The organism is Streptomyces sp. NPDC057900, from assembly GCF_042887885.1.
In the GTDB taxonomy this organism is placed as follows: Bacteria; Actinomycetota; Actinomycetes; order Streptomycetales; family Streptomycetaceae; genus Streptomyces.
Genome location: NZ_JBHVOI010000001.1, coordinates 849,213 through 876,174 on the forward strand (window position 1 = coordinate 849,213; position 26,962 = coordinate 876,174).

At 71.6% G+C, this 26,962-nt stretch carries 22 protein-coding genes; 9 read left to right on the plus strand and 13 right to left on the minus strand.

Going from position 1 to position 26,962, the window contains the following annotated elements:
• Positions 1-154 precede the first annotated feature (154 nt).
• From ACFVQ0_RS03470 to ACFVQ0_RS03490, 5 genes are read left to right on the plus strand one after another with little or no spacing between them, the layout of a single operon-like run.
• On the plus strand, positions 155-1,765 hold the full coding sequence (locus ACFVQ0_RS03470; RefSeq protein WP_390084106.1) for an ABC transporter substrate-binding protein: 1,611 nt from the start codon (positions 155-157) through the stop codon (positions 1,763-1,765).
• Positions 1,762-2,736 (plus strand): ABC transporter permease, encoded by a 975-nt coding sequence (locus ACFVQ0_RS03475; RefSeq protein ID WP_107421718.1) that lies wholly within the window; start codon positions 1,762-1,764, stop codon positions 2,734-2,736. The genes ACFVQ0_RS03470 and ACFVQ0_RS03475 overlap by 4 nt, the downstream gene beginning before the upstream one ends.
• Complete coding sequence (locus tag ACFVQ0_RS03480; RefSeq protein ID WP_390084108.1) at positions 2,733-3,650, plus strand: ABC transporter permease; 918 nt, start codon at positions 2,733-2,735, stop codon at positions 3,648-3,650. The genes ACFVQ0_RS03475 and ACFVQ0_RS03480 overlap by 4 nt, the downstream gene beginning before the upstream one ends.
• Positions 3,647-4,717: an ABC transporter ATP-binding protein gene (locus ACFVQ0_RS03485; RefSeq protein ID WP_390084110.1), complete on the plus strand. Its 1,071-nt coding sequence runs from the start codon at positions 3,647-3,649 to the stop codon at positions 4,715-4,717. Before ACFVQ0_RS03480 ends, ACFVQ0_RS03485 begins: the two co-directional genes overlap by 4 nt.
• Entirely contained in the window at positions 4,714-5,763 is a 1,050-nt protein-coding gene (locus ACFVQ0_RS03490; RefSeq protein ID WP_390084111.1) for an ABC transporter ATP-binding protein, read from the plus strand. Before ACFVQ0_RS03485 ends, ACFVQ0_RS03490 begins: the two co-directional genes overlap by 4 nt.
• A 74-nt stretch (positions 5,764-5,837) precedes the next feature.
• Here ACFVQ0_RS03490 and ACFVQ0_RS03495 read toward each other — a convergent pair whose 3' ends face one another.
• The 4 genes from ACFVQ0_RS03495 to ACFVQ0_RS03510 all read right to left on the minus strand — a co-directional run bounded on the left by ACFVQ0_RS03495 (position 5,838) and on the right by ACFVQ0_RS03510 (position 11,143).
• On the minus strand, positions 5,838-7,049 hold the full coding sequence (locus ACFVQ0_RS03495) for an amidohydrolase family protein (protein ID WP_390084113.1): 1,212 nt from the start codon (positions 7,047-7,049) through the stop codon (positions 5,838-5,840).
• 83 nt (positions 7,050-7,132) lie between these two features.
• A complete protein-coding gene (locus ACFVQ0_RS03500) occupies positions 7,133-7,807 on the minus strand; it encodes a GntR family transcriptional regulator (protein ID WP_390084115.1) in 675 nt (224 codons plus the stop codon).
• A complete protein-coding gene (locus ACFVQ0_RS03505) occupies positions 7,804-9,282 on the minus strand; it encodes a chlorohydrolase family protein (RefSeq protein WP_390084117.1) in 1,479 nt (492 codons plus the stop codon). The genes ACFVQ0_RS03500 and ACFVQ0_RS03505 overlap by 4 nt, the downstream gene beginning before the upstream one ends.
• A 223-nt stretch (positions 9,283-9,505) precedes the next feature.
• Positions 9,506-11,143: an ABC-F family ATP-binding cassette domain-containing protein gene (locus ACFVQ0_RS03510; RefSeq protein WP_390084119.1), complete on the minus strand. Its 1,638-nt coding sequence runs from the start codon at positions 11,141-11,143 to the stop codon at positions 9,506-9,508.
• A gap of 120 nt (positions 11,144-11,263) precedes the next feature.
• Here ACFVQ0_RS03510 and ACFVQ0_RS03515 point away from each other — a divergent pair, with 120 nt between their 5' ends.
• Positions 11,264-12,187, plus strand: coding sequence for an FAD-dependent oxidoreductase (locus tag ACFVQ0_RS03515; protein ID WP_390084121.1), 924 nt, complete (start codon positions 11,264-11,266; stop codon positions 12,185-12,187).
• Between the two features lie 64 nt (positions 12,188-12,251).
• Here ACFVQ0_RS03515 and ACFVQ0_RS03520 read toward each other — a convergent pair whose 3' ends face one another.
• Entirely contained in the window at positions 12,252-14,000 is a 1,749-nt protein-coding gene (locus ACFVQ0_RS03520) for a BCCT family transporter (RefSeq protein ID WP_390084123.1), read from the minus strand.
• A 74-nt stretch (positions 14,001-14,074) separates the two neighbouring features.
• Positions 14,075-15,412, minus strand: coding sequence for a M14 family metallocarboxypeptidase (locus ACFVQ0_RS03525; protein WP_390084124.1), 1,338 nt, complete (start codon positions 15,410-15,412; stop codon positions 14,075-14,077).
• Positions 15,413-15,654: 242 nt separating this feature from the next.
• Here ACFVQ0_RS03525 and ACFVQ0_RS03530 point away from each other — a divergent pair, with 242 nt between their 5' ends.
• Positions 15,655-16,692, plus strand: a complete 1,038-nt coding sequence (locus ACFVQ0_RS03530; protein WP_390084125.1) for a LacI family DNA-binding transcriptional regulator — start codon at positions 15,655-15,657, stop codon at positions 16,690-16,692.
• On the opposite strand, the gene ACFVQ0_RS03535 is transcribed toward ACFVQ0_RS03530, so the two are convergent.
• Positions 16,655-17,545: an oxygenase MpaB family protein gene (locus tag ACFVQ0_RS03535; protein ID WP_390084127.1), complete on the minus strand. Its 891-nt coding sequence runs from the start codon at positions 17,543-17,545 to the stop codon at positions 16,655-16,657. The genes ACFVQ0_RS03530 and ACFVQ0_RS03535 overlap by 38 nt on opposite strands.
• Before the next feature lie 303 nt (positions 17,546-17,848).
• Here ACFVQ0_RS03535 and ACFVQ0_RS03540 point away from each other — a divergent pair, with 303 nt between their 5' ends.
• Positions 17,849-18,733, plus strand: coding sequence for an oxygenase MpaB family protein (locus ACFVQ0_RS03540; RefSeq protein ID WP_390084129.1), 885 nt, complete (start codon positions 17,849-17,851; stop codon positions 18,731-18,733).
• 15 nt (positions 18,734-18,748) lie between these two features.
• Here ACFVQ0_RS03540 and ACFVQ0_RS03545 read toward each other — a convergent pair whose 3' ends face one another.
• Both ACFVQ0_RS03545 and ACFVQ0_RS03550 read right to left on the minus strand, forming a co-directional pair.
• Positions 18,749-19,405 (minus strand): TetR/AcrR family transcriptional regulator, encoded by a 657-nt coding sequence (locus ACFVQ0_RS03545; RefSeq protein ID WP_390084130.1) that lies wholly within the window; start codon positions 19,403-19,405, stop codon positions 18,749-18,751.
• Positions 19,406-19,491: 86 nt separating this feature from the next.
• Positions 19,492-19,968: a macro domain-containing protein gene (locus tag ACFVQ0_RS03550; protein ID WP_390084132.1), complete on the minus strand. Its 477-nt coding sequence runs from the start codon at positions 19,966-19,968 to the stop codon at positions 19,492-19,494.
• A 369-nt stretch (positions 19,969-20,337) separates the two neighbouring features.
• On the opposite strand from ACFVQ0_RS03550, the gene ACFVQ0_RS03555 reads away from it, so the two are divergent.
• Complete coding sequence (locus ACFVQ0_RS03555) at positions 20,338-21,069, plus strand: MerR family transcriptional regulator (RefSeq protein WP_390084134.1); 732 nt, start codon at positions 20,338-20,340, stop codon at positions 21,067-21,069.
• Positions 21,070-21,094: 25 nt separating this feature from the next.
• On the opposite strand, the gene ACFVQ0_RS03560 is transcribed toward ACFVQ0_RS03555, so the two are convergent.
• The 4 genes from ACFVQ0_RS03560 to ACFVQ0_RS03575 are packed head-to-tail and all read right to left on the minus strand — an operon-like array spanning position 21,095 to position 26,871.
• Positions 21,095-23,266, minus strand: a complete 2,172-nt coding sequence (locus ACFVQ0_RS03560) for a 3-hydroxyacyl-CoA dehydrogenase NAD-binding domain-containing protein (RefSeq protein WP_390084136.1) — start codon at positions 23,264-23,266, stop codon at positions 21,095-21,097.
• A 31-nt stretch (positions 23,267-23,297) separates the two neighbouring features.
• Complete coding sequence (locus tag ACFVQ0_RS03565; protein ID WP_390084138.1) at positions 23,298-24,512, minus strand: acetyl-CoA C-acetyltransferase; 1,215 nt, start codon at positions 24,510-24,512, stop codon at positions 23,298-23,300.
• Between the two features lie 56 nt (positions 24,513-24,568).
• Positions 24,569-25,711 carry an acyl-CoA dehydrogenase family protein gene (locus ACFVQ0_RS03570; protein ID WP_390084140.1) on the minus strand — a complete coding sequence of 381 codons (1,143 nt, stop codon included), beginning with the start codon at positions 25,709-25,711 and terminating at the stop codon, positions 24,569-24,571.
• Positions 25,711-26,871: a CaiB/BaiF CoA transferase family protein gene (locus ACFVQ0_RS03575; protein ID WP_390084142.1), complete on the minus strand. Its 1,161-nt coding sequence runs from the start codon at positions 26,869-26,871 to the stop codon at positions 25,711-25,713. Before ACFVQ0_RS03575 ends, ACFVQ0_RS03570 begins: the two co-directional genes overlap by 1 nt.
• Positions 26,872-26,962 lie beyond the last annotated feature (91 nt).

Here is a 26,962-nt window from a genome sequence, read left to right on the forward strand (position 1 = left end):
TTCCCCTGCAAATCAGGCAAACGCGGTCGTGGACAACTCAGTGGCCCGGAGGTTCGCTGGTATACCGTTCGGCTCAACGAGTGCCCACGTGTACCCACGTCGGTACTCGTTGCGCCGTCCTGCCCCCCTGCCGTCCCCAAGGAGGCTTGATCCCATGCGTCGAATTCCGGCCGCTCTGTCGGTGGCCGCACTGCTGGCGATCACCACCGCATGCAGCTCGCTCTCGCCGCCCGGCAAGGAGACCACCGCCCAGCCGCGCCTGACCGATATGCGTCCGGTGCGCGACGGCGGCACGGTCACGATCGGGCTGAAGTCCGACCCCGACAGGCTCGACCCGAGCCTGACCACGACGCTGGTCGCCCGCACCGTGTTCACGTCCATGTGCGAACAGCTCTACGACGTGGACCAGGACAACAAGTTCGTCCCGCAGCTCGCCGCCACCCTGCCGAAGATCACCGACGGCGGCCGCACCTTCACCTTCACCGTCCGCGAGGGCGCCAGGTTCAGTGACGGTGCCCGGCTGGACGCCGCCGCGGTGAAGGCCTCGCTCGACCGCCATCTGCATCTGCGGGGCTCCGGCCGGGCCTCCGAGATCGACTCCGTCCAGAAGGTCACCGCGACCGGCCCGTACACCGTGCGGCTCTCGCTGAGCCACCCCGACGTACCGCTGCTGGGCCGGCTGGCCAACACCGCCGGGCTGATCATGTCCCCGAAGGCGATCAAGAAGTACGGGGCCGACTTCGCCACCCATCCGTCCTGCGTCGGCCCGTTCAAGTACGTCAAGCGGGTCGTCGGGGACCGGATCGAGCTGAAGAAGGATCCGCTGTACTACGACGCGGACAAGGTCCACCTCGACGGCGTCATCTACAAGACCATCACCGACGGCTCCATCCGGATGGCGAACATCCGCTCCGGTGACGTCCAGATCGGCGACCAGATGGGCCCGGTCGAGGTCCGCAACTCGATGGGCGAGAAGGGGCTCCAGCTCCTGAACACCCCGTCGCTCGGCTACATGGCGCTGACCCTGAACGTCGCCAACTCGCACGGCATCGACAAGGACCCCAGCCCCGTGGACAGCCCCTTCGGCCGCGATGTGCGGGTCCGGGAGGCATTCGACCTGTCGCTGGACCGGGCACTGATCAACAAGTTGGTCTTCCAGGGCATGTACGAACCGGCCTGCGGCCCGGTGCCGCCGGGGACGCCCCTCAGCTCCCCGGTCACCTGCCCCGGACGGGACGTGGAGAAGGCGAAGCGGCTGCTGAAGGCGGCCGGGGTGAAGACGCCGGTGCCGCTGGAGCTGATGATCAACACCACCCCGGAGGACAGCCGCCTCGGCCAGGTCGTGCAGGCCATGGCCGCCGACGCAGGCTTCGACGTCAAGCTCCGCCCCACCGAGTTCGCGACCGGGCTGACCCGGACCCTGGCGGGCGACTTCCAGGCGAGGACCGGCGGCTGGGGCGGCCAGCCCGACCCCGCGGGCAACATCGACAGCCTCGTCGGCACGACCGGCAGCAACAACCAGGGCAAGCTCTCCGACCCGACGATCGACCGGCTGATCGTGGAGGGGCGCAGCACCTCCGACGTGGCGAAGCGCCGCGAGATCTACCGCGAGCTCACCGCCGCGATCAACAAGCAGCACGGGGTCATCTACCTCTACCGCAACATCAGCTACGTCTCCGCCTCGCAGGACGTGAGCGGCATCAAGCTCTCCGGTGACGGCCTGATCAGGGTCAAGGAAGCCGGATACACGAAGGGGAGCCGGTGACCACCCTCCGCAGACTGCTCACGTCGTACGTGAGCCGCCGTATCGGCCAGTCGCTGGTGACGATGGTGCTCGTCAGCATCACCGTGTTCCTCGGGGTCCGCGCGATGCCCGGCGACACCGCTCAGGCCCTCGCCGGTGAACAGACCTCCCCCGAGGTGCTGGCCGCGATCCGCTCCGAGTACGGGCTCGACGACAACATCGCCGTCCAGTACTGGCGTTACGTGAGCAACGCGGCCACGGGCGACTTCGGCACGTCGGCCCGTACCGGGCTGCCGGTGCTCGACTCCATCACCCAGGCCCTGCCCATCACGCTGGAGCTGGCCGCCCTGTCCCTGCTGATGGCCGTGGTCGTCGGCATCGGGGCCGGGGTCATGGCCGCCGTGCGGCGCGGCAAGCCCGAGGAGTGGCTGGCCAACGGCATCGCCCTGCTCGGCATGTCGATCCCCGCCTTCTGGCTGGGCATCGTGCTGGTGCTGGTGTTCGCCATCGCCATGCCGGTGTTCGCGGCCTCCGGCTTCGTACCGTTCAGCACCGACCCGCTGGAGAACCTGCGGCGGCTGGTGCTGCCCGCCATCGTGCTCGGATCCGGCCTCGCCGCGGTGGTGATGCGCCAGACCAGGGCGGCGATGATCGACGCGATGTCCTCGGACTACGTGCGCACCGCACGCGCCAAGGGGCTGTCCCCGGCCGCGGTGATCGGCCGGCACGGGCTGCGCAACTCGCTCGTCACCGTGATCACCGTGCTGGGCCTGCAGCTCGGGCATCTGATCTCCGGGGCCGTCGTCACCGAGCAGGTCTTCGTGCTGCCGGGCTTCGGCAAGCTCACCATCGACGCGGTCTTCACCCGTGACTACGCCATGGTGCAGGGCGTCGTGCTGTTCACCTCGGCCGCCTACATCCTGATCAATCTGCTGGTCGACTTCCTGTACTCGGTCGTCGACCCGCGCATCCGGCTCGGAGGTTCCCGATGACCCTCTCTCCGTCGACGACGGCGCCCGCGCCGGCCGCCACGGCACCTCCCGCGTCCCGGCCGCCCACCCGTGCGGCGCGGTTCGCCACCTCGCTGCGCCGGCTGCGGCGCAACCGGCTGGCGCTCGTGGGCGCGGTGCTCTCCGCCGTGTTCGTCCTCGTCGCCCTGATCGCCCCGCTCATCGCCCCGTACGACCCGGCGCTGCCGGACTTCGACGCGGCGCTGCGGGAGCCCAGCTGGTCGCACTGGCTGGGCACCGACGACCTGGGCCGCGACCAGCTGTCCCGGGTGTTGGTCGGTATCACCGCGTCCATGCAGGTCGGGGTCCTGGCCGTACTGCTGGCCTTCGTCGTCGCCGTGCCGCTCGGGCTGGTGGCCGGTTACTACGGGAAGTTCGCGGACACGGCGGTCTCCCGGCTGACCGACACCATGCTGGCATTTCCGTTCCTGGTGCTGGCCGTGGGTCTCGCCGCGGTGATGGGCCCGTCCCTGGAGAACGCGACCATCGCGATCGGCATCTCGCAGATCCCGGGCATCGTCCGCGTCACCCGTGCGGAGACCCTGCGGCTCAAGCACCTGGACTACGTCGGTGCCGCGACGGCCAACGGCGGCGGTGACGGTGTGATCCTCTTCCGCCACATCCTGCCGAACGCCACCTCGACCCTCATCGTGCAGGCCACCGTGGGCATCCCGTCCGCGATCATCGGCGAGGCGGTGCTCAGCTTCCTCGGTCTCGGGGTGCAGCCGCCCTCGCCGTCGCTCGGGGTGATGCTCTCCAGCGCCCAGCCGTTCATCGCGGACGCGCCCTGGATGGCGGTCTTCCCCGGCCTCGTCATCGTGCTCGCCACCCTGGCGTTCAACCTGCTCGGTGACGGTGTGCGCGACATCCTCGACCCCCGTGGAGGTTCCCGGTGACCGAAGTCGAAACGTCCACCGCGACCGCCGCCGCGCAGAGCTCGGAGCCGGTCCTGCGAGTCCGCGATCTCACGGTCTCCTTCCACGGCGCGGAACGCACCGTGCACGCCGTGGACGGTGTCTCCTACGACCTGTCGCCCGGTGAGGTGCTGGCCGTGGTCGGTGAGTCCGGCTGCGGCAAGTCCGTCACCTCCATGGCGGTGATGGGGCTGCTCCCGCCGACCGCCAGGATCGGCGGGTCCATCACCCTGGACGGCCAGGAGCTGGTCGGCGCGCCGGAGAAGAAGCTGCGCTCGCTGCGCGGCCGCCGGCTGTCGATGATCTTCCAGGAGCCGATGACCTCGCTCAACCCGGTGCTCACCATCGGCCGGCAGATCACCGAGGTGCTCCGCCGCCACCAGGGGCTCGGCCGGAACGAGGCCAGGGAGCGGGCCGTCGAACTGCTCGGCATCGTCGGCATTCCCGCCCCGCACAAGCGGGTCGACGAGTACCCGCACCAGCTGTCCGGCGGGATGCGGCAGCGCGTGATGATCGCGATCGCCGTCGCGTGCGACCCCGCGGTACTGATCGCCGACGAGCCGACGACCGCCCTCGACGTGACCGTGCAGGCGGGCATCCTCGATGTGCTCCGCTCGCTGCGGGACCGGCTCGGTACCGCGATCGTGCTGATCACGCACGACCTCGGGGTCGTCGCGGACACCGCCGACCGGGTCCTGGTGATGTACGCGGGCCGCCCGGTCGAACAGGCCTCGGTGGACGAGCTGTTCGCCTCCCCGCAGCACCCCTACACCCGGGGCCTGCTCGGTGCCGTACTGCGTCCCGGCAGCCGGGGCGCGAACGGCCGCGACCGGCTCAACGAGATCCCCGGACTGGTGCCCGATCTGCGCGAGCAGCCCGCGGGGTGCAGCTTCGCCCCGCGCTGCGCCTTCGCGGACGCGGACTGCCTGACGGACCGGCCGCCGCTGAGCAGGTCCGCCGGCACCCATCTGATCGCCTGTCACCACCCGGCCGGTGCGGCCGGGTCCGCCCCGTCACGACCCGCCGCGAGCAAGGGAGCCGACCGATGAGCGCCAGCCTCGTCCCACCCGCCCGCACCGCGGGCTCCAGCACCCCGGTGCTGGCCGTGCACGACCTGAAGCGGCACTTCGACGGAGCCGGCGGCTCCGTGAAGGCGGTCGACGGGGTGTCATTGACGATCATGCCCGGCGAAGTCGTGGGCCTGGTCGGTGAGTCGGGCAGCGGCAAGTCGACGGTGGGGCGGTGCGTGGTGCGCCTCGACCGGCCGACCGGCGGCAGCGTGGAGATCAACGGCAGGGACATCACCGCGCTCTCCGCACGTGAACTGCGGCCGCTGCGCAAGGATTTTCACCTGGTCTTCCAGGACCCCTCGTCCTCCCTCAACCCCAGGATGACGATCCGCCAGATCATCGCGGAGCCGCTGCGGCTGCACGGGCTGGCGAACCGCGCGGAGGCCTCGCGCCGGGTGGACGAGCTCCTCGCGCAGGTGGGCCTGCGGCCCGAGATCGCGGACCGCAATCCCCATGAGCTGTCCGGTGGCCAGCGCCAGCGGGTCTCGATCGCCCGTGCGCTGTCGGTCGCCCCCGATCTGCTGGTGGCCGACGAGCCGACCTCCGCGCTCGACGTGTCCGTGCAGGCGTCCGTCCTCAACCTGCTCGCGGACCTCCAGCGCGACCGGGGCTTCGGCTGCCTGTTCATCACCCACGACCTCGCGGCCGTGGAGTACCTGGCGGACCGCATCGCGGTGATGTACCTGGGCCGGATCGTCGAACAGGCCCCGGCCGCCGAGCTGTTCGCCTCGCCGAAGCACCCGTACACACAGGCCCTGCTCTCCGCGGCGCCGGTGCCCGACCCGGCCGAGCAGCGCGGCCGCAGCCGGATCGTGCTCGGCGGCGATCTGCCCAGCCCGCTGGACCCGCCGCCCGGCTGCCACTTCCACACCCGGTGCCCGCTGGCCACCGAGCGATGCCGGACGGAGGCACCCGCGCTGCGGACCCTGCCGGTGGCGGCGGACCCGTCGGCCACCCGTGAGGTGGCGTGCCACCTGGTGGCGGACGACGGCACCGTGCCGGACGCCGCGCGGGCGGTCGCGTAACACCTCTCGGGGGAACGAAGGAGCCCGTCCACCACGCGGTGGACGGGCTCCTTCGTTTCAAGGGCGGGTGCCGGTCAGCCGACGAGCTCCAGGCCGTCGGCGACGACGCGGCCAGCGTGCAGGACCGTGCGGTCGTCGCTGCGGTCCATCACGGCGGACGCGACGGTCTCGCCCTCGACCAGCAGCAGATCGGCGGGGTCGCCCACGGCGACGCCCGGCCGGTCGGCGACGGACGCCAGGCGCTCCGGGCCGCCCTGGAGGATCGAGTGGCCACCCCGGGTGGCGACGGCCACGCAGTGCTCGATCAGCTCGTCGGCCCGGTAGCGGTTGGTGAAGGCGAGCTGCCAGGTGCGGTCCAGCATGTCGCCGTTGCCGTACGGGGACCAGAAGTCGCGCTGGCCGTCCTCGCCCAGGCCGACCCGGACCCCGGCGGCGGTCAGCCCGGCCAGCGGAAGGGCGTGCTGCTGCTGGGCCGGGGCGATGGTCGCCATCGCGATGTCCAGCTCCGCGAACTCCTCGGTGAGGCGGCGCGTCGTCGCCTCGTCCACGGTGCCGAGCTCGTACGCGTGGGAGAGCGTGACCTGCCCGGCCATGCCGAGGGCCCGCACCCGCTCCAGGATGAGGTCGACGCTGAACACGCCGAGCGCTCCGGGCTCGTGGAGGTGGATGTCGATCGGTGCCTGGTGGCGCTCGGCCAGGCCGAAGACGACGTCGAGGTGGCGGACGGGGTCGCGGTCCAGGGTGCACGGGTCGATGCCACCGACCACGGCGGCGCCCGAGGCCAGCGCCTGGTCCATCAGCTCCGGCACGCCCTTCTCCTTGAAGAGGCCGGCCTGCGGGAAGGCCATGATCTCGACCTCGCACCGGTCCGCGTGCGCCTCCTTGGCCGCGAGGACGCCCTCGAAGCGCTCCAGTCCGCAGTCCGCGTCGATCTGCGCGTAGCTGCGCACCCGGGTCGTGCCGCGCTCGATCATGCGGCCCAGGGTGTACGTGGCCCGCTCGGCGACGGTCCACTCGTCCTCGCGCCAGTGCGCGCGGTCGTTCATCGTCATGCCCCAGACGCCCGGCTTGCCGGTGTGGGGGCGGAAGGGCAGCCCGATGCGGGTGGAGTCGAGGTGGCAGTGGACGTCGGAGAACGAGGGCAGCGCGAGCCGTCCCCGGCCGGCCACGGTGTCGCCCGTGACGGTGCGGGCGGGGTCGTGCGGGGTGATCGCCGCTATCACGCCGTCCTTGATCTCGATGTCGCAGGGCTCGCCGCCCCAGGGACGGACGTCTGTGATCAGCATGTGGTGCATCTCCTCGGTTGGCCGCCGGGTCCCGGCGGTCGGGGTGGGTCGGGGCCCGGACCGGACGGCGCCGGCCGGGCGGGTCACTCGGCGGGCAGCACCTCGGCCAGCGTCGCCAGGGACGGGCCCCGGCCGCGCTCGATGTGCGCGTAGGCGAGGGCGTCGGCCAGGTCGGGTTTGCCCGCGCAGATCGCCGCGCAGATGTCCTGGTGCTCGGTGCACTGGACGCGCGGGTCGAGGTTGCCGGTGAGGGTGAACAGCCACTGCACCAGGCCGAGCGAGGGCTGGAGCGCGTCCTGGAGCAGCCGGTTCCCGGTCATCGCGACGATCTCGGCGTGCAGGGCGGTGTTGGCCGCGGGGATCTCGTGGACGTCGCCGCCCCGGGTGGCCTCCTCTGCCTCCTCCATGAGGGTGCGCAGCCGGTCGCCGCGGTGCCCGGCGGCGCAGGCCTCCGCGGCCCTGCGGGCGGCGAACACCTCCAGGCTCAGGCGCAGGTCGAAGAGTTCCGCGACATCGCGCAGCGAGAGGTTGCGCACGGACGCGCCGCGCCGCGGGGAGATCACGACGAGGCCTTCGCCGGTCAGCCGGGTGAGCGCCTCGCGGACGGGGATGCGGGAGAAGCCCAGGGCCTCGGAGAGCTCGCGTTCGCGCAGCCGGGACCCTGGCGGGTAGGCGCCGGACAGGATGCCGGCCCGGATCGTGCGCTCGGCGTGGTCGGCGTGGGACTCACTGGCGTCGGGCGATTCGGTCGTCGTCATCGTGATGTCGTCTCCTCGAACGGCGGGAAGGTCGGCGGGAACAGCGCGTCGGCACCCCGGCGGTGCACGTCGCGCTCGGCGTAGCCCTCACGCATCTTCTCGAAGAGTTCCTGTGCGCGGCGGCGCAGGTTGGCCAGGTCGGTGCCGGGGATGCGGCCGTCGGTCATGACGGGGCGTCCCGCCACGACGGAGTGGGTGGCCTGCCGGGCGGTGCCGTTGAGCAGGAAGGTGCGGACGGGGTCGTCCTGGACGCCGTCGCGGATGTCGTCGAGCCGAAACGCGACCAGGTCCGCCTGCGCGCCGCGCTCCAGCCGTCCGAGGTCGTCGCGGCCCAGTGCGCGGGCGCCGCCGAGGGTGGCCGCCTCTACGTAGTGCTCCGCGGGTGCGGCGTCCGCCCGGCCGTCGGCGGTCTTCGCGAGGTGGACGCCGGTGTCCATGCCCCGGATCAGGTCGGGCGGGAAGGAGTCGGTGCCCAGGCAGAGGTTGATGCCCGCGCGCCGGTAGGCGCCGAAGGAGTGCAGTACCTGTCCGTAGCGCAGCGAGGTCTGCGGGCAGTGGATGACGGAGACGCCGGCCGCGGCGAGGGCGGCCAGGTCGCCTCGGTCCTCGCCGTGGACCGAGGGGTGGCGGTCGGTGAAGACGCCGTGCGGGACGAGCAGCCGGGTGTCCAGGAGGCCGGTGCGGGCCAGCAGTTCCAGCGGGGTGGCGTGGTGCGTCCGCCGTACGAGGTCGCGTTCGTGCAGGCCCTGGAGGCAGTGCAGCCGTACGGGGACGTCGCGGCTTCGCGCGAGCGCGGCGGTCTCGCGCAGGAGCTCCTCGGTGAGGGTCTCGATGCGGCAGGGCAGCAGCACCCCGTTGACGAGCGGGTCGCCGAGGCGGGCGGTGTGGTCGAGGAAGCGCTCGGCGTCCCGCAGTCCGGCGCGGCCCAGCTCCTCCGCGAAGGCGACGTGACGGCCGCCGTCGGGCCGTGCCACGTTGACGCCCGAGCGGTAGGCGGGGCCCAGGTAGCCGCGCAGTCCGATGCGCCGGGAGGTCTCGGCCATGGTGACGAGTTCGTCGTACGGCTCTGCCCAGGCGCTGTGCACCTCCGAGGCGATGGGCATGTACGTGGTGATGCCGTGCAGGGCCAGCTGGACCAGGGCGTACTCGCGGACGGTGGCCCGTTCCGCCGGGGTGAAGACGTCGCGCCGGCGGTGGTCGAAGTACTCCTGCGACCAGAGGAGTCCGGCGGCGCGGGCGGGCGGCGCCCAGGAGTCCAGGACGAGGTGGTCGATGTCGGTGAGCGCGTCGAGGTCGATGAGTCCGGGCATCACCAGGGCCTCGCCCAGGTCCAGTTCGACATCGACGGGGCCGTCGTAGCCGCGTCCTACGTAGCTGATCGTGTCGCCCTCCCACACGATCTCGCCGTCCCGCAGGAGCGCGTGGCCGCCGTCGCGGTGGGCGAGGACGTGGGTGGCACGCCAGCGGGTTCGCACGGGGCCTCCTGCGGGTGCGGGGTATACCGGTCGCGTTCCGGCCGGGCGACGGGAACGGCGACTCCCGGGCCGGAACAAGGCGACAGTAACACTTGGCATACCAAGTGCCCGCACCTTCAGGAGTTATGAGAAGTAAGTCGGAATTCAGGCCTCAATCGACGCACGGGGGATTCACACCCACCGCATTTGGCATACCAACAAGGCCGAACCGGGCTGCCGGGGCTCAGCTCTCCGTCAGCCGTCCCGCCGCCACCTCTACACGGCGCGTCGTGCGGACCGCCTCCAGCATCCGGCGGTCGTGCGTGACCAGCAGCAACGTCCCCTTGTACGAGTCGAGCGCCGACTCAAGCTGCTCGATCGCCGGCAGGTCGAGGTGGTTCGTCGGCTCGTCCAGGACGAGGAGGTTGACGCCCCGGCCCTGGAGCAGGGCGAGTGCGGAACGGGTCCGCTCGCCCGGGGAGAGAGTGGTCGCGGGGCGCATGACGTGATCGGCGCGCAGGCCGAATTTGGCGAGGAGCGTGCGGACCTCGGCCGGTTCCGTGTCGGGGACGGCCGCGCAGAACGCCTCCAGCAGGGATTCAGTACCGTGGAACAGCTTCCGCGCCTGGTCCACCTCCCCCACCACCACACCGGAGCCCAGGCTCGCGTGCCCCGAGTCCAGCGGGAGGCGCCCGAGCAGGGCGGCGAGCAGCGTCGACTTCCCGGCGCCGTTCGCGCCGGTGATGGCGATCCGGTCCGCCCAGTCGATCTGGAGCGAGACCGGTCCGAACACGAAGTCCCCGCGCGTGACGCGCGCCTCGCGCAGGGTCGCCACGACGGAGCCGGAGCGGGGGGCGGAGGCGATCTCCATCCGCAGCTCCCACTCCTTGCGCGGCTCCTCCACGACATCGAGCCGCTCGATCATGCGCTGGGTCTGGCGGGCCTTCGCGGCCTGCTTCTCGCTCGACTCACTGCGGAACTTGCGGGCCATCTTGTCGGAGTCGCCGGCCTTGCGGCGCGCGTTCCTGACGCCCTTGTCCATCCAGGAGCGCTGCATGAGGGCGCGGCCCTCCAGCGCGGAGCGCTTGTCCGCGAACTCCTCGAACTCCTCCCGGGCGTGCCTGCGGGCCCGCTCGCGCTCCTCCAGGTACGCCGCGTAGCCACCGCCGTAGAGGTTGATCTGCTGCTGGGCGAGGTCGAGTTCGAGGACCTTGGTCACCGTACGCATCAGGAACTCGCGGTCGTGGCTGATGACGACCGTGCCCGCGCGGAGCCCGGAGACGTACCGCTCAAGCCGTTCCAGGCCGTCGAGGTCGAGGTCGTTGGTGGGTTCGTCGAGCAGGAAGACGTCGTAGCGGGAGAGCAGCAGTGAGGCGAGGCCCACGCGGGCTGCCTGGCCCCCGGAGAGGGTGGTCATCGGCAGGTCGAGGCCGACGGTCAGCCCGAGCTCCGCGGCCACTTCCTCGGCCCGTTCGTCCAGGTCTGCGCCGCCGAGGGCGAGCCAGCGTTCCAGCGACTCCGAGTACGCGTCGTCGGAGCCGGGCGCACCGTCCACGAGGGCCTGGGTGGCGGCGTCCATCGTCGACTGGGCCTCGGCCACGCCCGTCCGCCGGGCCAGGAACTCCCGCACCGTCTCCTGCGGGCGCCGCTCCGGTTCCTGCGGGAGGTGGCCGACGGTGGCGGTGGGCGGGGAGAGCCGCAGCTCCCCCTCCTCCGGCTGGTCGAGCCCGGCGAGCAGACGCAGGAGCGACGATTTTCCGGCGCCGTTGACTCCGACGAGACCGATCACGTCGCCGGGAGCGACCACGAGGTCGAGTTCGGCGAAGAGAGTGCGGTCGCCGTGTCCGGCGGCGAGGTCCTTGGCGACGAGGGTGGCAGTCATCAGGAGGTCGATCCTAATCGGCGCCCGGGGGCGCCGGTCGCCCGGAGCGGGGCTAGGGTCCTTCCCTGGAACAGGTGGACCGACCGGGTGGGCCGGGCAGAGACGAGCGGCGGTGCGGCAGTGTCGGAAGTGATCGTGGTGGGCGGTGGGGTCAGCGGCCTCACCACAGCGGTGGTGCTGGCCGGACGCGGTCACCGGGTACGGGTCTGGTCACGGCAGCCCGCCGCGGCCACGACCTCCGCGGTGGCGGGGGCCCTGTGGTGGCCGTACCGGATCGAGCCGCGGGACCGGGTCGGTGACTGGTCGCTGGCTTCGCTGAGCCGGTACGAGGAGCTGGCCGCCCGGCCCTCGGAGACCGGGGTACGGCTGGTCAGGGGCCTGCACCGGGGCGAGCGGCTCGCGGCGCAGGGGGCGTGGGCCGGAAAGCTGAAGGATGTGGTGGAGAGCGCGGAGGGGCTGCGCTGCCGGTTGCCGCTGATCGACATGCCGGTGCACCTCGACTGGTTGGAGGAACAGGTCAGGGCCGCCGGGGGCTCGGTCGAGCGGCGTACGGTCAGCTCCTTCGACGAGGCCGCCGCCGAGGCGGCGACGGTGGTCAACTGCACCGGGCTCGGCGCCCGTGAGCTGGTCCCTGACACCGGTATGCGGCCCGTGCGCGGTCAGCTGGTCATGGTGGAGAACCCGGGGATCGAGGAGTGGTACACCGAGGCGGACCCGGCGTCAGAGGCGACGACGTACTTCTTCCCGCAGCCGGGCCGGCTGGTGCTCGGCGGCACCGCCGGCACGGACGACTGGAGCACCGTGCCCGATCCCCGCGTGGCCGGGGAGATCGTGGCGCGGTGCGCCCGGGTCCGGCCGGAGATCGCCGGTGCGCGGATCATCGGGCACCGGGTGGGGCTGCGGCCGGCCCGGGACGCGGGGGTCCGCATCGAGGCCGAGCCGCTGCCCGGTGGCGGGCGCCTGGTGCACAACTACGGGCACGGCGGCGCGGGGGTGACCGTGGCGCTGGGCTGCGCGGAAGCGGCGGCCCGGCTGGTGGACTGAACTGGTGCGCTGAGCGCGGTGGGGCGAAGCGCGACCGGCGCTCGTAGTCGCCGGGCGGTCCCGCTCAGTCGGCGGCCGGGCTGGAACCGCCGGGCTTGTCGCTGTCGCGTTCGGTGGTGATCTGGCTGTCGCCGGGACCGATCCGGATCTCGAAGTCGCCGTCGTACTTGGCGTGCCCCTCGATGACGGCGGACTCGACCGCCTCCACCCCGAACTCGCGTCGCACGATGAGCGGGTCCTCGCGCAGGTCCCGCATCAGGGCCACACACATCCCGATCATGACGATGGTGAAGGGCGCGGCCACCAGGATGGTCAGGTTCTGCAGTCCGGCCAGCGCGTCGCCCTTGCCGTTCCCGATCAGCAGCATGACCGCCGCCACCGCGCCGGTGGTGACGCCCCAGAAGACGACGACCCACTTGGCCGGTTCGAGGATGCCCTTCTGGGACAGGGTGCCCATCACGATGGACGCGGCGTCGGCGCCCGACACGAAGAAGATGCCGACCAGGATCATCACGAGCAGGCTCATCACCGTGGGGATGGGGAACTGCTGGAGTACGCCGAAGAGCTGGGCCTCCTGGGTGTCGGCGCCGTCGAGCTTCCCGGCCTCCTGGAGCTTGATGGCGGTGCCGCCGAAGATCGCGAACCAGATCAGGCTGACCGTGCTGGGGACCAGGATGACCCCGCCGATGAACTGACGGATGGTCCGGCCGCGGCTGATCCTGGCGATGAACATGCCGACGAACGGGGTCCAGGAGATCCACCAGGCCCAGTAGAAGACGGTCCAGCTGCTGAGCCAGTCGGCGACCTCGCCCTTGCCGGTCGCCTCCGTGCGTCCGGCGAGCTGGGGCAGATCACCGATGTAGGCGGCGATCGAGGTGGGCAGCAGGTCGAGCACGATGATGGTGGGGCCCGCGATGAACACGAACACGGCGAGGATCAGGGCGAGCACCATATTGATGTTGGACAGCCACTGGATGCCCTTCTCCACGCCGGAGATCGCCGAGGCGACGAAGGCCACGGTCAGTACGGCGATGATCAGGACGAGCAGCCCGGTACCGGTCTTCTCCTTCCAGTTCAGCTCGTGGAACCCGCTGCCGATCTGGAGTGCGCCCAGGCCGAGCGAGGCGGCCGAGCCGAAGAGAGTGGCGAAGATGGCGAGGATGTCGATCAGTCTGCCGAGGCCGCCGTGGGCGTGCCGGGCGCCGATGAGCGGCTCGAAGACGGCGCTGATGGTCTGCCGCCTGCGGCGCCGGAAGGTGCTGTACGAGATGGCGAGACCGACCACCGCGTAGATCGCCCAGGGATGGAGCGTCCAGTGGAAGAGGGTCGTGGCCATCGCGGTCTGCATCGCCTCGGCGGCGTCCGCGGGATGGGTGCCGGGCGGGTGGTGGACGAAGTGCGCCAGGGGCTCGCTCACTCCGTAGAACATCAGGCCGATGCCCATGCCCGCGCTGAACATCATGGCGACCCAGGACACGGTCCGGAATTCCGGCTCCTCGCCCTCCTGGCCGAGGGTGATCTTTCCGTAGCGGCTGATGGCGAGCCAGAGCGCGAAGACCACGAATCCGGAGGCGGCCAGCATGAAGGCCCAACCGCCGTTGTGCATGAGCCCGTTGAGCAGTGTGCTGGAGACGTCCTCCAGCGAGTCGGTGGCGGTGGCCCCCCAGACCACGAAGGCGAGGGTGAGGACGGCGGTGACGCCGAACACCACTCGGTCGGTCGTGGGGCGCCGGCCCTGGGTCGGGTCGCCGGGCAGATCCGCCGTCACCGACAGATCCCCCCTGCCGCCCGTTCTCTGATCGTCCTGGGACACGAAAGGCACCTTTCACGGAAGCTGAAGTTTCGCTCTCCGTAGGCAGTACCACACGCGGCGCACATCTTCCGGGATCAACAAGCGGTATCGGCTTGACCGTTTATGAGGTGGTATGACGCACGTGCGTCCAGCAGGAGCGGGATCAGCTTCCGGGCCGGCTGGTCCAGCGGTACGTACACACCGTCACCGTCGGGCCGGGAGGTGACGCCGTGCAGGGCGAGTTCGTCCCCGACCTCGGCGAATCCGCGCTCCGTGAGCCGGTAACCGCAGGGCGGCCGCGCGAGGACGTCGCCGGGCTCCGGGTCCTCGTTGTCGGCCCCGCCCAGCAGGACCGGTTCCCGGTCGGACGTTCCGGCCGCCCGGGAACCGGCGGTGGCGGCGGCGATCTCACCGCGCCGTTCCTCGACGTAGGAGAACAGACCGTCGAGCGCGGCGAGTTGGGAGTGCACCCGGCGCCGGGTGCTGACCGCGGGGTCGGCCCGCTCGGCGTCCGTGAGCGGGTCCACCCGGGATTCGACGAGCAGGGCCACCGCGTGTTTGACACCCGCCGCGTTGCGCAGGATGCGCTCCTGCCCGTCGCCCGCCGTCTGCTTGACCGCCCGCCCGGTGACCGGGTCCGTCCAGATGCCGTAGAGCCCGCTGTCGTGTCCGGCGGACCGGACGGCCGGGCGCACATAGCGTGCGGCCAGGAGCTTCGACTCCTCTCGCACCCGGTCGTCGACGTTGGGGTTGCGGGGCCACAGGACGGTCAGGTCCTTGTCGTAGTACGGCGTGGCGGCGCCGTACTCGTGCAGGTCGTAGACCACGTCGGGCGTGTGGTCCCGGAGCACCGCCGCGATGGCGCGGCCCTCCGCGGTGTGCAGGGCGAGGTGGTCGCGGTTGATGTCCACGTCGTCCGAGTTGCCCCGGGTGCCTGCGGCACTGCCGTCCGGGTTGGCGGTGGGAACGACGAGGATCTCGGTGCGGGCGAGGAAGTCACGGGTGGCCGGGTCCCTGGCGTATCCGAGATCGCGGACCGTCGTCAGGCAGGCCTCACGGGCAGCCGGTTCGTCGCCGTGCTGGCTGCACACGAGGAGCACGGTGAGCGCGCCCGGACGCCGGGTTCCGATCCGGACGAGCCGCAACGGGCGGCCCCGCTCAGTCGTACCGATCCGCTCCACGGCGACCCGGTCGCCGCGCCCGCCGAGGGCCGCGAGCAGCGCGCGTTCTTCGGCCGGGGAGGTCCAGCGCGTCCCGTCGGCGGCCTCGAATCCGGTACGCGGCGGGGTGCGCGCGGCCTCGGCGGAGCCCGTGAGCAGCGCGCCTGCCAGCGCGGTGGCGACGGCCGCGTGCACGAGGCCGCGCGTCCGGCGACGGCCGGCCAGCGGGCCGCCGCCGTCCGACGCGTGGCCACCCCGTGCACGTCTCGGCATGGCCGGAAGGTACCGTGCCGGGCGCCCGCGCGACAGAGCCCGGAGCCACCCGCGCGACAAGGCCCGGAGCCGCCCGCGCGACAGGGCTCGGAGCCGACCCGGCCCCCGGCCCCCGGCCCGGCGTCCGCGCGAGGGGATACCCCGGTCGCCGCCCGCGCCAGGTCGTAGGCTGGCGGGGTCCGTGCTGTCCGGCCGGGACCCGGCCGGATCCCGCCCCCTCCCGCGCCTCCGAGGAGCGTCCCTTGCCCCGTTCCACCCCCGATGCCTCTCACGCACGCCCCACACTGGAAGCCGTGGCGGCCCGCGCCGGGGTGTCCCGGGCGACGGCCTCCCGGGTGGTCAACGGCGGTGCGGGGGTGCGGCAGCCGCTGGTGGACCAGGTCCGCAAGGCGGTCGACGAGCTCGGCTATGTGCCGAACCACGCCGCCCGGACCCTGGTGACCCGGCGCAACGGGGCGGTCGCCGTCATCATCGACGAACCCGAGATCCGGATCTTCTCCGACCCCTTCTTCTCCCAGCACATCCGTGGCATAAGCCGCGAACTCATCACCTATGACACCCAGTTGGTGCTGCTCCTGGTGGAGGGGAGCGGGGACTTCGACCGGGTCACCCGCTATCTGGCCGGTGGCCACGTGGACGGTGTGCTGGCCTTCTCGCTGCACACGGACGACGAACTGTCCTCGGTCATACGCCGGTTCCGGGTACCGACCGTCTACGGCGGGCGCCCCGGACGGCCGGGCGTCTCAGGCCCCGCGGTCCCCTACGTCGACTGCGACAACCGGGGAGGCGCCCGCGAGGCGGTACGCCATCTGGCCTCGCTCGGCCGCCGGCACATCGCGCACATCGCAGGCCCGCGCGACCAGACCTCGGCCCTGGACCGCCTCGACGGCTACTTCGACGTACTGCCGGACGGGGATCCCGCGCTGGTGGCGGACGGCGACTTCACCGCGGAGGGCGGCGCCCGCGCCATGGCCGGGCTGCTGGCGAGGCGGCCGGACCTGGACGGTGTCTTCGCCGCCAACGACCTGATGGCCTCCGGCGCTCTGCAAGTACTGCGCGAGCACGGCCGCCGGGTACCGCAGGACGTGGCGCTGGTCGGCTTCGACGACATGGAGTCGGTCGCGGAGAAGACCGATCCCCCGCTGACGACGGTCCGTCAGGACGTGGTGAGCATGGGCAGGTTGATGGTCAGGCTGTTGATGGACCGGCTCAACGACGGCGCCGGGGAAGCCGGTCCGGTCATCATGCCGACGGAGCTGATCCGGCGCGCTTCCGCCTGATCCCGGCCTCCCGGTGGGCCGCCCGTGCCCGGCGCGCCCTCGGCAGGTAGCGCAGCCGCTCCGGCAGCACCGGCACCAGCAGCCGCACCACGGCGCAGAACCGCCGCAGCGCCCGCTCCTGCGCGTCCGTCCACTCCAGGCCGATCGCCTCGCGCGCGTCCGGGGGCATCAGCCCGACGGTGAGGAAGCTCCGGAACCGGGCCAGCGGCGGACGGAGCAGCGGCCACAGCGCCCTCAGCGGCAGCCGCAGGAGCAGCGGCCCCCGGTCCGGCGGGGGCACCGGGGTTCCGGGGTCGACGAGTTCGTCGACGACGACGGTCCGCTCGATCTCATCGGCCAGCATGCCCCAGTAGTACGGCCAGAACTCCTCGACGGTCCGCGGCATGTCCCGGTCGCGGATCCCGAGCACCCGGCCCACCTGGAGCCACTCCCGGTACAGCGCCCGCTCCTGTTCCGCGCCGAGCGGGCGGATCAGGTAGCGCGCCGCGTGCTGGTACACGGGGAATCCGGTGGCGTGCACCCATGCGTAGTTCGCCGGTGACAGGGCGTGGTAGGGGCGGCCCCGGGTGTAGGTGCCCCGAATGGTGCGGTGCAGCCGGCGGAGCCTGCGCCCCTCCTCCACCGCCTCCGCTCCCCCGTACACCCAGAGCTGGAGCGAGCGCAGGGACCGTTCACCGCGCCCCCACGGGTCCGTACGGAAGACGGAGTGCTCGTCGACCCCCGCGCCGACCGCTGGATGGGCGACCTGGAGGGTGAGGGCGGCCGGCAGCATCAGCAGAGCCCGGATATCGCCGGACAGGCTCCACAGCACACCCCCGGGCGGGGGCGGTACGGGGTCCTGCTCGCTGCTCATTCGGTACTCCCGGCGGTCGGCGTGGGGGCCTGACCCGGCGATCGGCCCCCGCCTCATCCAGTATGCGAGCGCTTCGGACACCACGCGCACCGACCCCCGCCGCACCCCGTCCCACACCCGCCCGTCGGCACTGTTGACGGGACTCGTGAAACAAGTCAATAGTATTTGTAACTTTGACTCTCAGGACCGACGACCCATCACATCGCTTGCTTATCAAGCGAGTTGGAGCATGAAATCCGGACACCACACACCGGATCGGTCCCACATGGAACCGGGACACGGACACGGACAGGAGGGCGCACCATGGGCCGATACAGCCGCCTGCGCGAGATACGCCGGATGGATCCGGCGCACGACTACGCCGAGATCCTTCGGCTGATCTCTCAGTACGAGTTCCCCTGGGACTACCGGCAGGGGGTGAGCATCGCCTTCCTCCGCGACTACGGGGTCCCCCGGATCTCCGTGCTCCTGGACCGGACCCAGGAGTTCGAACGGGCCGGGCAGAAGCGGTACGACGACACGGTGCTGATCGGGTACGAGATGGCCGCCGACGGCTTCGACTCGGAGCGCGGGCGGGCGGCGGCCCGGCACCTCAACCGGATCCACGGGAAGTACCGGATACCCAACGAGGACTTCCTGTACGTCCTGGCGACCACCGTCGTCGGGCCGAAGCGCTGGATCGACCGGTTCGGCTGGCGGCCCCTGTGCCGGGTGGAGACACAGGCGCTGACCGAGGTGGGCCGGAAGATGGCCGCGATGATGGGCATCGAGGGCGCACCGGACACCTACGAGGGGTTCGAGCGGCTGCTGGACTCCTACGAGGAGCGGATGTTCGCGTACGACCCGGCGAACCGGCGGGTCGCCAACGCCACGTTCCGGACCATGGCCGACTGGTACCCGCGCCCGCTGCGTCCGCTGATCGCGCGCTTCTCGCTCGCCCTGCTGGACGAACCGCTGCTGCGCGCCCTGGGGTTCCGCGCGCAGCCCCGCTGGGTCCGCTCCGCGGCCGCCGGATCGCTGCGCGCCCGCTCGCACTGCGTCCGCCTCCTCCCGGCGCGCCCCCGCCGGCTGCCCTCACGTCCGCAGCCGCGCTCCTATCCGTTCGGCTGGCGGCTGGACGACCTCGGGCCGCACTGGGCGGCCGGCCGCCCCCTGGAACCGCTCCCCGACGAGACGGCCGCCGCCTGAGCCGCCCCCGGCGCCTCAGCGGCCGCTCGGGCCGTCCGGGGAACGGGTCGCGAGCAGCGGCACCAGATAGCGCCGGGCGAACTCCCGCACCTGGGTGTCCTCGTCCAGCTCGAAGCAGCTGACGGGGTTGAGGAGGAAGGAGACGGTGATGCGCACCATCAGTTCGGCGACCGGTGTCGGATCACTGGCCGGGCGGCCCTCCGCGCGCCGGGCGTCACGCAGCCGGTCCGCCAGGTACTCGCGGATGGCGAGGAGGGCCGGTCCGCTCTCCAGGGTCAGGAAGGGCAGCATGGTCTCGGGTTCCAGCCTCAGCAGACCGCCGATGAGCGGATGCTCGCGGATGTGCCGCAGCACCGCGGTGAAGCCTTCGACCAGCCGGTCCTCCGTCGTGGGCAGGGCGGCCACCGCGTCGTCCACCTCCACCAGGAAGCGGCGGTACTCGCGCAGCAGGCAGGCGGAGACGAGGCTGTCCTTGTTGCCGATCCGCCGGTAGACGGTCACGCGCGAGACCCCGGCCCGTTTGGCGACGTCGTCGACGGTGGAGCGGCGCAGCCCGAAGGTCATGAACTGCTCACGCGCGGCGTCGAGGATCTGCTCACTCAGGGCGTCGGAGGGCGGCGGCCCGTCCAGCGCACGGGCCAGCAGTGCCTCGTCCGTGCTCCGTGCGGCCATGGGACCTCCCCGCTCTGTGCCGGTTCCGGTCCACCCTAGTGGCGCCGCAACAGTGAGCTCCGTGCTGTCACTCCGTTACTCGCGCGTCAGTCGAAGTCGTACACCGTCACCTCGACCCCCCGGCTCGACAGCCGTTGTTCCAGCAGGGGTTCGACGCGCGACCACTTCCCGCCCGCCAGCCCGCAGCCGATCCGCGGCATATGGACCGAGGCCCCCAGCTCAAGGGCCTTGTCGGCCACCGTGCCCAGCGCCGTGTCGATCGCCTCGTAGCGGACCGGCACCCCCTGACTCCCGGTGCGCATCCCCCGCTGGCCCACCATGTTCGCCACCCAGATGTACGGGCTCACCTGGACGAACTGGACGGCGCCGAGCCCGAAGTCGTTGCCGGCCCGTTCGCGGTGCCAACTGCGGTACCGGGCCTCCGGTTCGGGCCAGCGGCGCGACACGGCGAGCACGAAGCCCTTGCCCCAGCCGCCCAGGTCGTTGCAGACATGGGCGATCAGCTTGACGCCCTTGCCCTGCGGAGCGGTGGCGTCCCCGTTTACATAAACGATCTCGGTCATCGCACCAGCGTACGAGCGCGCACTGACAATGGGCGGCCGGAGCGCCCGTTCCGGCGGGGCCGGGCTCCTCGCCCTCGGTCCAGCGGTGGACCGACCGGACGAGCGGGAAGGCGGAACTCGGGGTTCCGGCGGCCCATTCGGGGAGCTGCTCCCGCAGCAGCGCCCGGACGGCGGACTCATCCGCGTCGGTCTCGTCCTCATGGAGGGTCACGGCGACAGCCTGGTGCGCGGGCTGCGCCGCCGCCGGCGAAATCAGCTGGTGCTCCGCCGCCGGGCACTTTCACAACAGTGGTGAGACAGCAATACTGTTGAACTGATCGACGCACACGCCCGGCAGTTCATCCGCGGGGTCGGACACGAGGAGCAGAGATGGCGACCGGGACAGAGGAGCCGACGCTCACGGTCGACGAGCTGGCCGCTCGCGCCGGGGTGACGGTGCGCACGGTGCGCTTCTACAGCACCCGGGGGCTGCTGCCGCCGCCGGTGATCGGTCCGCGCCGGGTGGGGCACTACGGGCACGACCACCTCTCCCGCCTCGCGCTGATCGAGGAGCTCCAGCACCAGGGCATGACGCTCGCCGCGATCGAACGCTACCTGGAGCAGCTGCCGCCCGATCTGAGCGCCCAGGACCTGGCGATCCACCGGGCGCTGGTGGCCTCCTGGGCGCCGGACTCGGCGGAGGACGTGAGCCGGGCGGAGCTGGAGCGCCGCGCGGGGCGGGCGCTGACCGGGCAGGACCTCGACCGGCTGGCCGCGATGGGGGTGCTGGAGCGGGCCGATCCGGGCGCGGCCCCCTACCGGGTGGATCCGGGGCTGCTGCGGCTCGGGGTGGAGCTGCTCGACGTGCCGATCGCGCACGAGACGATCCTGGCCGCCCGTACGGTCCTGCTGGAGCACACCCGCTCGGCCGCCCAGGAGCTGACCCGGCTCTTCCGGGACGAGGTGTGGAGTCCGTACCGGGAGCGGGAGTCGGACCCGGAGCACCTCAAGGCGATGAAGTCGCTGTCGGCGCACATGCAGCCGATGGTGCTCCAGGCGCTGGTGACCGCCTTCCAGCGGTCGCTGAAGGAGGAGCTGCGGGCCGCGTTCACCGCCGAGTGACGGTGAACGCGGCGCACGGGCGGCCTCAGTCGTGGAAGGTCTCGCCCTTCTCCGCCTTGGACACGAGCAGCGCGGGCGGCAGGAACCGGTCCCCGTACCGTCCGGCGAGCTCCCGGGCGCGGGCCACGAAGCCGGGCAGGCCGCCCTCGTACCCGTTGATGTACTGGAGCACGCCGCCCGTCCACGGCGGGAAGCCGATGCCCATGATGGAGCCGATGTTGGCGTCGGCGACGGTGATCAGGACGTCCTCCTCCAGGCAGCGGACGCTGTCCAGGGCCTCGGAGAAGAGCATCCGCTCCTGCATGTCGGTGAACGAGATGTCCGTGCCGGGTCGCGTGAAGTGCTCGCGCAGTCCGGGCCAGAGGCGGGTGCGCCTGCCGTTCTCGTCGTACTCGTAGAAGCCCGCGCCGCCGCTGCGTCCGGGGCGCCCGAACTCGTCGACCATGCGGTCGATGACCGAGTCCGAGGGGTGGCCTGCCCAGCTGCCGCCCGCCTCCTCGACGGCCCTGCGGGTCTCGTCGCGGATCTTGCGGGGCAGGGTGAGGGTCAGCTCGTCCATCAGGGAGAGCACCTTGGCCGGGTAGCCCGCCTGGGCGGCGGCCTGCTCGACGGAGGCGGGCTCGACGCCCTCGCCGACCATCGCGACGCCCTCGTTGATGAACTGGCCGATGACGCGGGAGGTGAAGAAGCCGCGCGAGTCGTTGACGACGATCGGGGTCTTCTTGATCCGGCGGACCAGGTCGAAGGCGCGGGCCAGGGCCTCGTCGCCGGTCTTCTCGCCCTTGATGATCTCGACGAGCGGCATCTTGTCGACGGGCGAGAAGAAGTGCAGCCCGATGAAGTCGGCGGGGCGCGTGACCCCTTCGGCCAGGGCCGTGATGGGCAGCGTGGAGGTGTTGGAGCAGAGCAGCGCGTCGGGCTCGATGATGTCCTGGATCTCCTGGAACACCTGGTGCTTGAGCTCGGTGTTCTCGAAGACCGCCTCGATGACGGCGTCGCAGCCCGCGAGGTCTGCCGGGTCGCCGGTCGGGGTGATCCGGGCCAGCAGCTCGTCGCGCTTGGCCTCGGTCGTACGGCCCCGGGACAGCGCCTTGTCGAGCAGCTTCTCGCTGTACGCCTTGCCCTTGGCGGCGGCCTCCGTGGAGACGTCCTTGAGGACGACGTCGATGCCGGCCTTGGCGCAGGAGTAGGCGATGCCCGCGCCCATCATCCCGGCGCCGAGCACGGCCACCTTGCGGACCTGGCGCTCCTCGATGTCCTTGGGGCGGCTGGCGCCGGAGTTGACGGCCTGGAGGTCGAAGAAGAACGCCTGGATCATGTTCTTGGAGACCTGGCCGGTGACCAGCTCGGTGAAGTACCGGGCCTCGATGGTCAGGGCGGTCTCGAAGTCGACCTGGGAGCCCTCGACGGCCGCGGCGAGGATGTTGCGCGGCGCGGGCATCGGGGCGCCGTTCAGCTGCTTCTTGAGGTTGGACGGGAAGGCGGGCAGGTTGGCGGCGAACTTGGGGTTCGACGGGGTGCCGCCGGGGATGCGGTACCCCTTGACGTCCCAGGGCTGCTGGGACTCGGGGTTGGCGTCGATGAAGGCGCGGGCCTTGTCCAGCATCTCCTCGGGGGTGGCGGCGACCTCGTGGACCAGGCCGTTCTCCAGGGCGCGTCGCGGGGTGTACTGGGTGCCCTGGAGGAGCACCTTGAGCAGCGCGTCGGCGATGCCCATGAGGCGTACGGTGCGGGTGACGCCGCCGCCCGCGGGCAGCAGGCCGAGGGTGACCTCGGGCAGGCCGATCCGGGAGCCGGGCGCGTCGAGGGCGACGCGGTGGTGGGAGGCGAGGGCGATCTCGTAACCGCCACCGAGGGCAGCCCCGTTGATGGCGGCGACGACGGGCTTGCCGAGGGTCTCGATGCGGCGGAGCGAGCCCTTGATGGCGGTGCCGGTGTCGAACGCGAGCTGCGCGTTCTCCGGACCGATCCTGATCATGTCCTTGAGGTCGCCGCCGGCGAAGAAGGTCTTCTTCGCGGAGGTGTAGATGATGCCCCGGATGGTGTCCTTCTCGGCCTCCGCGCGCTCGGCGATGGCCGCGATGGAGTCCTTGAAGGCCTGGTTCATCGTGTTGGCGGACTGGTTGGGGTCGTCGAGTACCAGGGTGACGACGCCGGTCTCGTCCTGTTCCCAGCGGATGGTCGTGCTCTCGGTCATGTGTCTGTCTTCTCCGTAGGAGGGGGAACGGTCAGAGACGCTCGATGACGGTGGCCACGCCCATGCCGCCGCCGACGCACAGGGTGGCGAGTCCGTAGCGCTTGTCGCGCCGCTCCAGTTCGTCGATGAGGGTGCCGAGGATCATCGCGCCGGTGGCGCCGAGCGGGTGGCCGAGCGCGATGGCGCCGCCGTTGACGTTGATCTTGTCGAGGGAGAGCCCCATGTCCCTGGCGAAGCGCAGGACGACGCCCGCGAAGGCCTCGTTGATCTCGACGAGGTCGATGTCGTCGATGGTGAGCCCGGCCTTGGCGAGGGCCTTGCGGGTGGCGGGCGCCGGTCCGGTGAGCATGATGGTGGGCTCGGAGCCGGAGACGGCCGCGGAGACGATCCGGGCGCGCGGCGTGAGACCGTACCGCTCCCCGATCTCCTTCGAGCCGATCGCGACCAGGGCCGCGCCGTCGACGATGCCGGAGGAGTTGCCCGCGTGGTGGACGTGGTCGATCTTCTCCACCCAGTGGTACTTCTGGAGCGCCACCGCGTCGAAGCCGCCCATCTCACCGATGCCCGCGAATGACGGCTTGAGCGCGGCGAGGGAGTCGGCGGTGGTGCCGGGCCGCATGTGCTCGTCGTGGTCGAGGACGACGAGGCCGTTGCGGTCCTTGACGGGGACGACGGAGCGGGCGAAGCGGTTGTCCTTCCACGCCTCCGCGGCCCGCTCCTGGGACAGCGCGGCGAACTCGTCGACGTCGCGGCGCGAGAAGCCCTCGATGGTCGCGATGAGGTCGGCGCCGACGCCCTGCGGCGCGAAGCCGGTCTCGTAGTTGGTCATCGGGTCCATCGCCCACGCGCCGCCGTCCGAGCCCATCGGCACCCGGGACATCGACTCGACGCCGCCCGCGAGGACGAGGTCCTCCCAGCCGGAACGGACCTTGGCGGCGGCCAGGTTGACGGCTTCGAGCCCCGAGGCACAGAAGCGGTTCTCCTGGACGCCCGCGACGGTGTCGGGGAGCCCGGCCGCGATGGCGGCGATCCGGGCGATGTCGGAGCCCTGGTCCCCCAGCGGGCTGACCACGCCGAGGACGATGTCGTCGACGGCCGCCGGGTCCAGGCCGGGGAAGCGGCTCCGGAGCTCGTGGATCAGGCCGACGACGAGGTCGATCGGCTTGGTGCCGTGCAGGGCGCCGTTGGCCTTGCCTCGGCCGCGCGGGGTGCGGATCGCGTCGTAGACGAATGCTTCGGTACTCAAGACAGCTGCCTTTCTGGGGCGGTTTTCTGCCCGGTGCGGGGTCGGGCGAGCAGGGGTCAGGCGAGCAGCGAGCGGCCGATGATCTCCTTCATGATCTCGGTCGTGCCGCCGTAGATGGTCTGGATGCGGCCGTCGGTGAACGCCTTGGCCACCCGGTACTCCGTCATGTATCCGTAGCCGCCGTGCAGCTGGAGGCAGCGGTCGGCCACCCGCTTCTGCAGTTCGGTGGCCCACCACTTGGCCATCGAGGCGTGCACGGCGTCGAGCGTGCCCTGCGAGTGGTCGACGATGCACCGGTCGAGGAAGGCGCGGGTGACGGCGCACTCGGTGGCCATCTCCGCGATCTCGAACCGGATGTGCTGGAGCTTGGAGAGCGGCCGTCCGAAGGCCTCGCGCTCCTTGACGTACTCGGTGGTGATCTCCAGCAGGTGCTCGGCGGCGGCGATCCCGGCGACGGCTATGCCCATGCGCTCCTGGGCCAGGTTGGTCATCAGGTGGATGAAGGCGCCGTCCAGCTCACCGAGGAGGTTCTCCTTGGGCACCCGGACGTCGTTGAAGAAGAGCTCGGCGGTGTCCTGGGACTTCTGGCCGATCTTGTCGAGGTTGCGGCCGCGCTCGAAGCCCTCCGCACCGCGCTCGACGACGATGAGCGAGAGCCCCTTCGCGCCGCCCTCCGGGGTGGTCTTCGCCACGACGACGACCAGGTCGGCCAGGATGCCGTTGGAGATGAAGGTCTTGGAGCCGTTGAGCAGCCAGTGGTCGCCCCTGTCCTCTGCCGTGGTGCGGATGGCCTGGAGGTCGGATCCCGCGCCGGGTTCGGTCATGGCGATGGCGGTGATGGTCTCGCCGGTGCAGAAGCCGGGCAGCCAGCGCCGCTTCTGCTCGTCCGTGCCGAGGCCGGTGAGGTAGGGGCCGATGATGTCGTTGTGCAGGCCGAGCGCGAGCCCGGGGGCGCCGGCGCGGGTGAATTCCTCCGCGAGCACGGCGCTGAAGCGGAAGTCGGTGTTGCCGCCGCCGCCGTACTCCTCGGGCACCGCGAGGCCGAGGAGCCCCTGCCGGCCGGCCGCGCGCCAGGCCTCGCGCGAGACGATGCCGTCCTTCTCCCACTGCTCGTAGTGCGGGAGGACCTCCTTGGCCAGGAAGGTGCGGACGGCCTCGCGGAACGCGTCGTGCTCTTCGGTGAAGATCTGCCGCTGCATCAGTCGGTGGTGTCCTTCCGGGTGGTCCGCAGGGCCGGTACGTCCCAGTCGGCGGCGACGGCCTCCGTGTCGGCGCCCGGCCGGGCCGGGCCGCTGTGCACGGAGGCGGGCGTGGCCGAGAACCGGGGCGCGGGCGCGGGCTGGGTGAGTCCGCCGTGCTCGACGAAGGTGGCGCGGGCGGCGAGGTGCGGGTGACGGGGTGCCTCGCGGAGCGAGAGGACGGGCGCCACGCAGGCGTCGGAGCCGTCGAAGACCTCGGTCCACTCGGCGCGGGTGCGGGTACGGAAGCGGGCGGCGACGACCTCGCGCAGTTCGTCCCAGCGGGAGAGGTCGCCGCGGTCGGGCGCCGTCTCCCCGATGCCGAGGAGCTCGGTGAACTCCGCGTAGAACCGCTGCTCCAGCGGGCCGACCGCCATGTACTCGCCGTCGGCGGTCTCGTACGAGCCGTAGAACGGGCAGCCGCCGTCCAGCAGGTTGGAGCCGCGCCGGTCCTGCCAGCCGCCGGCCGCGAGCATCCCGTGGACCATCATGGCGAGGTGGGCGGTGCCGTCGACGATCGCCGCGTCCACGACCTGGCCGGAACCGCCGGGGGTGCGGGCGTGCTGGAGGGCGGCGAGGACGCCGACGACGAGGTAGAGCGAGCCGCCCGCGTAGTCCCCGAGCAGATTGGCCGGGACGGTGGGCGGCTCGTCCGGCTTCCCGATCATGGAGAGGGTGCCGGTCAGCGCGATGTAGGCGATGTCGTGCCCGGCGCGCTCGGCCAGTGGCCCGTCCTGGCCCCAGCCGGTCATCCGCCCGTAGACGAGGCGTGGGTTGCGCGCCAGGCAGGCGTCGGGGCCGACTCCCAGCCGCTCGGCGACGCCCGGCCGGTAGCCCTCGATCAGGATGTCGGCGCGTCCGGCCAGTTCCAGGACCGTGTCCGGGCCGCCCTCGGCCTTGAGGTCGACGAGGACGGAGCGCTTGTTGCGGTTGGTGAGGTCGTGGGCCGGATCGATGCCGAGCCTGGCGCCGCCGGGCCGGTCGACCCGCACCACGTCGGCGCCCAGATCGGCCAGGAGCATCGCGGCGAACGGACCGGGCCCGATGCCCGCCAGCTCGACCACCCGTACTCCGGCGAGCGGGCCCCGGGGGCCGTGCGCACCGTTCCCTGCTGTTGCCATCAAGCCCCCAGCGGTATGACACAACTGATGTAACACCGATGATGCTAAGAACGGACCGCGCTCCGCACAACCCTTTCGGCCGAGCAAGCGC

Excerpts from the sequence above, each read along its gene's own strand:
- ACFVQ0_RS03575 (WP_390084142.1), bottom strand. The coding sequence starts at position 26,871 with ATGGCAACAGCAGGGAACGGTGCGCACGGCCCCCGGGGCCCGCTCGCC.
- ACFVQ0_RS03555 (WP_390084134.1), top strand. The coding sequence starts at position 20,338 with ATGGCGACCGGGACAGAGGAGCCGACGCTCACGGTCGACGAGCTGGCC.
- ACFVQ0_RS03550 (WP_390084132.1), bottom strand. The coding sequence starts at position 19,968 with ATGACCGAGATCGTTTATGTAAACGGGGACGCCACCGCTCCGCAGGGC.
- ACFVQ0_RS03495 (WP_390084113.1), bottom strand. The coding sequence starts at position 7,049 with ATGCTGATCACAGACGTCCGTCCCTGGGGCGGCGAGCCCTGCGACATC.
- ACFVQ0_RS03540 (WP_390084129.1), top strand. The coding sequence starts at position 17,849 with ATGGGCCGATACAGCCGCCTGCGCGAGATACGCCGGATGGATCCGGCG.
- ACFVQ0_RS03490 (WP_390084111.1), top strand. The coding sequence starts at position 4,714 with ATGAGCGCCAGCCTCGTCCCACCCGCCCGCACCGCGGGCTCCAGCACC.
- ACFVQ0_RS03535 (WP_390084127.1), bottom strand. The coding sequence starts at position 17,545 with ATGAGCAGCGAGCAGGACCCCGTACCGCCCCCGCCCGGGGGTGTGCTG.
- ACFVQ0_RS03525 (WP_390084124.1), bottom strand. The coding sequence starts at position 15,412 with ATGCCGAGACGTGCACGGGGTGGCCACGCGTCGGACGGCGGCGGCCCG.
- ACFVQ0_RS03545 (WP_390084130.1), bottom strand. The coding sequence starts at position 19,405 with ATGGCCGCACGGAGCACGGACGAGGCACTGCTGGCCCGTGCGCTGGAC.
- ACFVQ0_RS03560 (WP_390084136.1), bottom strand. The coding sequence starts at position 23,266 with ATGACCGAGAGCACGACCATCCGCTGGGAACAGGACGAGACCGGCGTC.
- ACFVQ0_RS03480 (WP_390084108.1), top strand. The coding sequence starts at position 2,733 with ATGACCCTCTCTCCGTCGACGACGGCGCCCGCGCCGGCCGCCACGGCA.
- ACFVQ0_RS03500 (WP_390084115.1), bottom strand. The coding sequence starts at position 7,807 with ATGACGACGACCGAATCGCCCGACGCCAGTGAGTCCCACGCCGACCAC.
- ACFVQ0_RS03570 (WP_390084140.1), bottom strand. The coding sequence starts at position 25,711 with ATGCAGCGGCAGATCTTCACCGAAGAGCACGACGCGTTCCGCGAGGCC.
- ACFVQ0_RS03470 (WP_390084106.1), top strand. The coding sequence starts at position 155 with ATGCGTCGAATTCCGGCCGCTCTGTCGGTGGCCGCACTGCTGGCGATC.
- ACFVQ0_RS03510 (WP_390084119.1), bottom strand. The coding sequence starts at position 11,143 with ATGACTGCCACCCTCGTCGCCAAGGACCTCGCCGCCGGACACGGCGAC.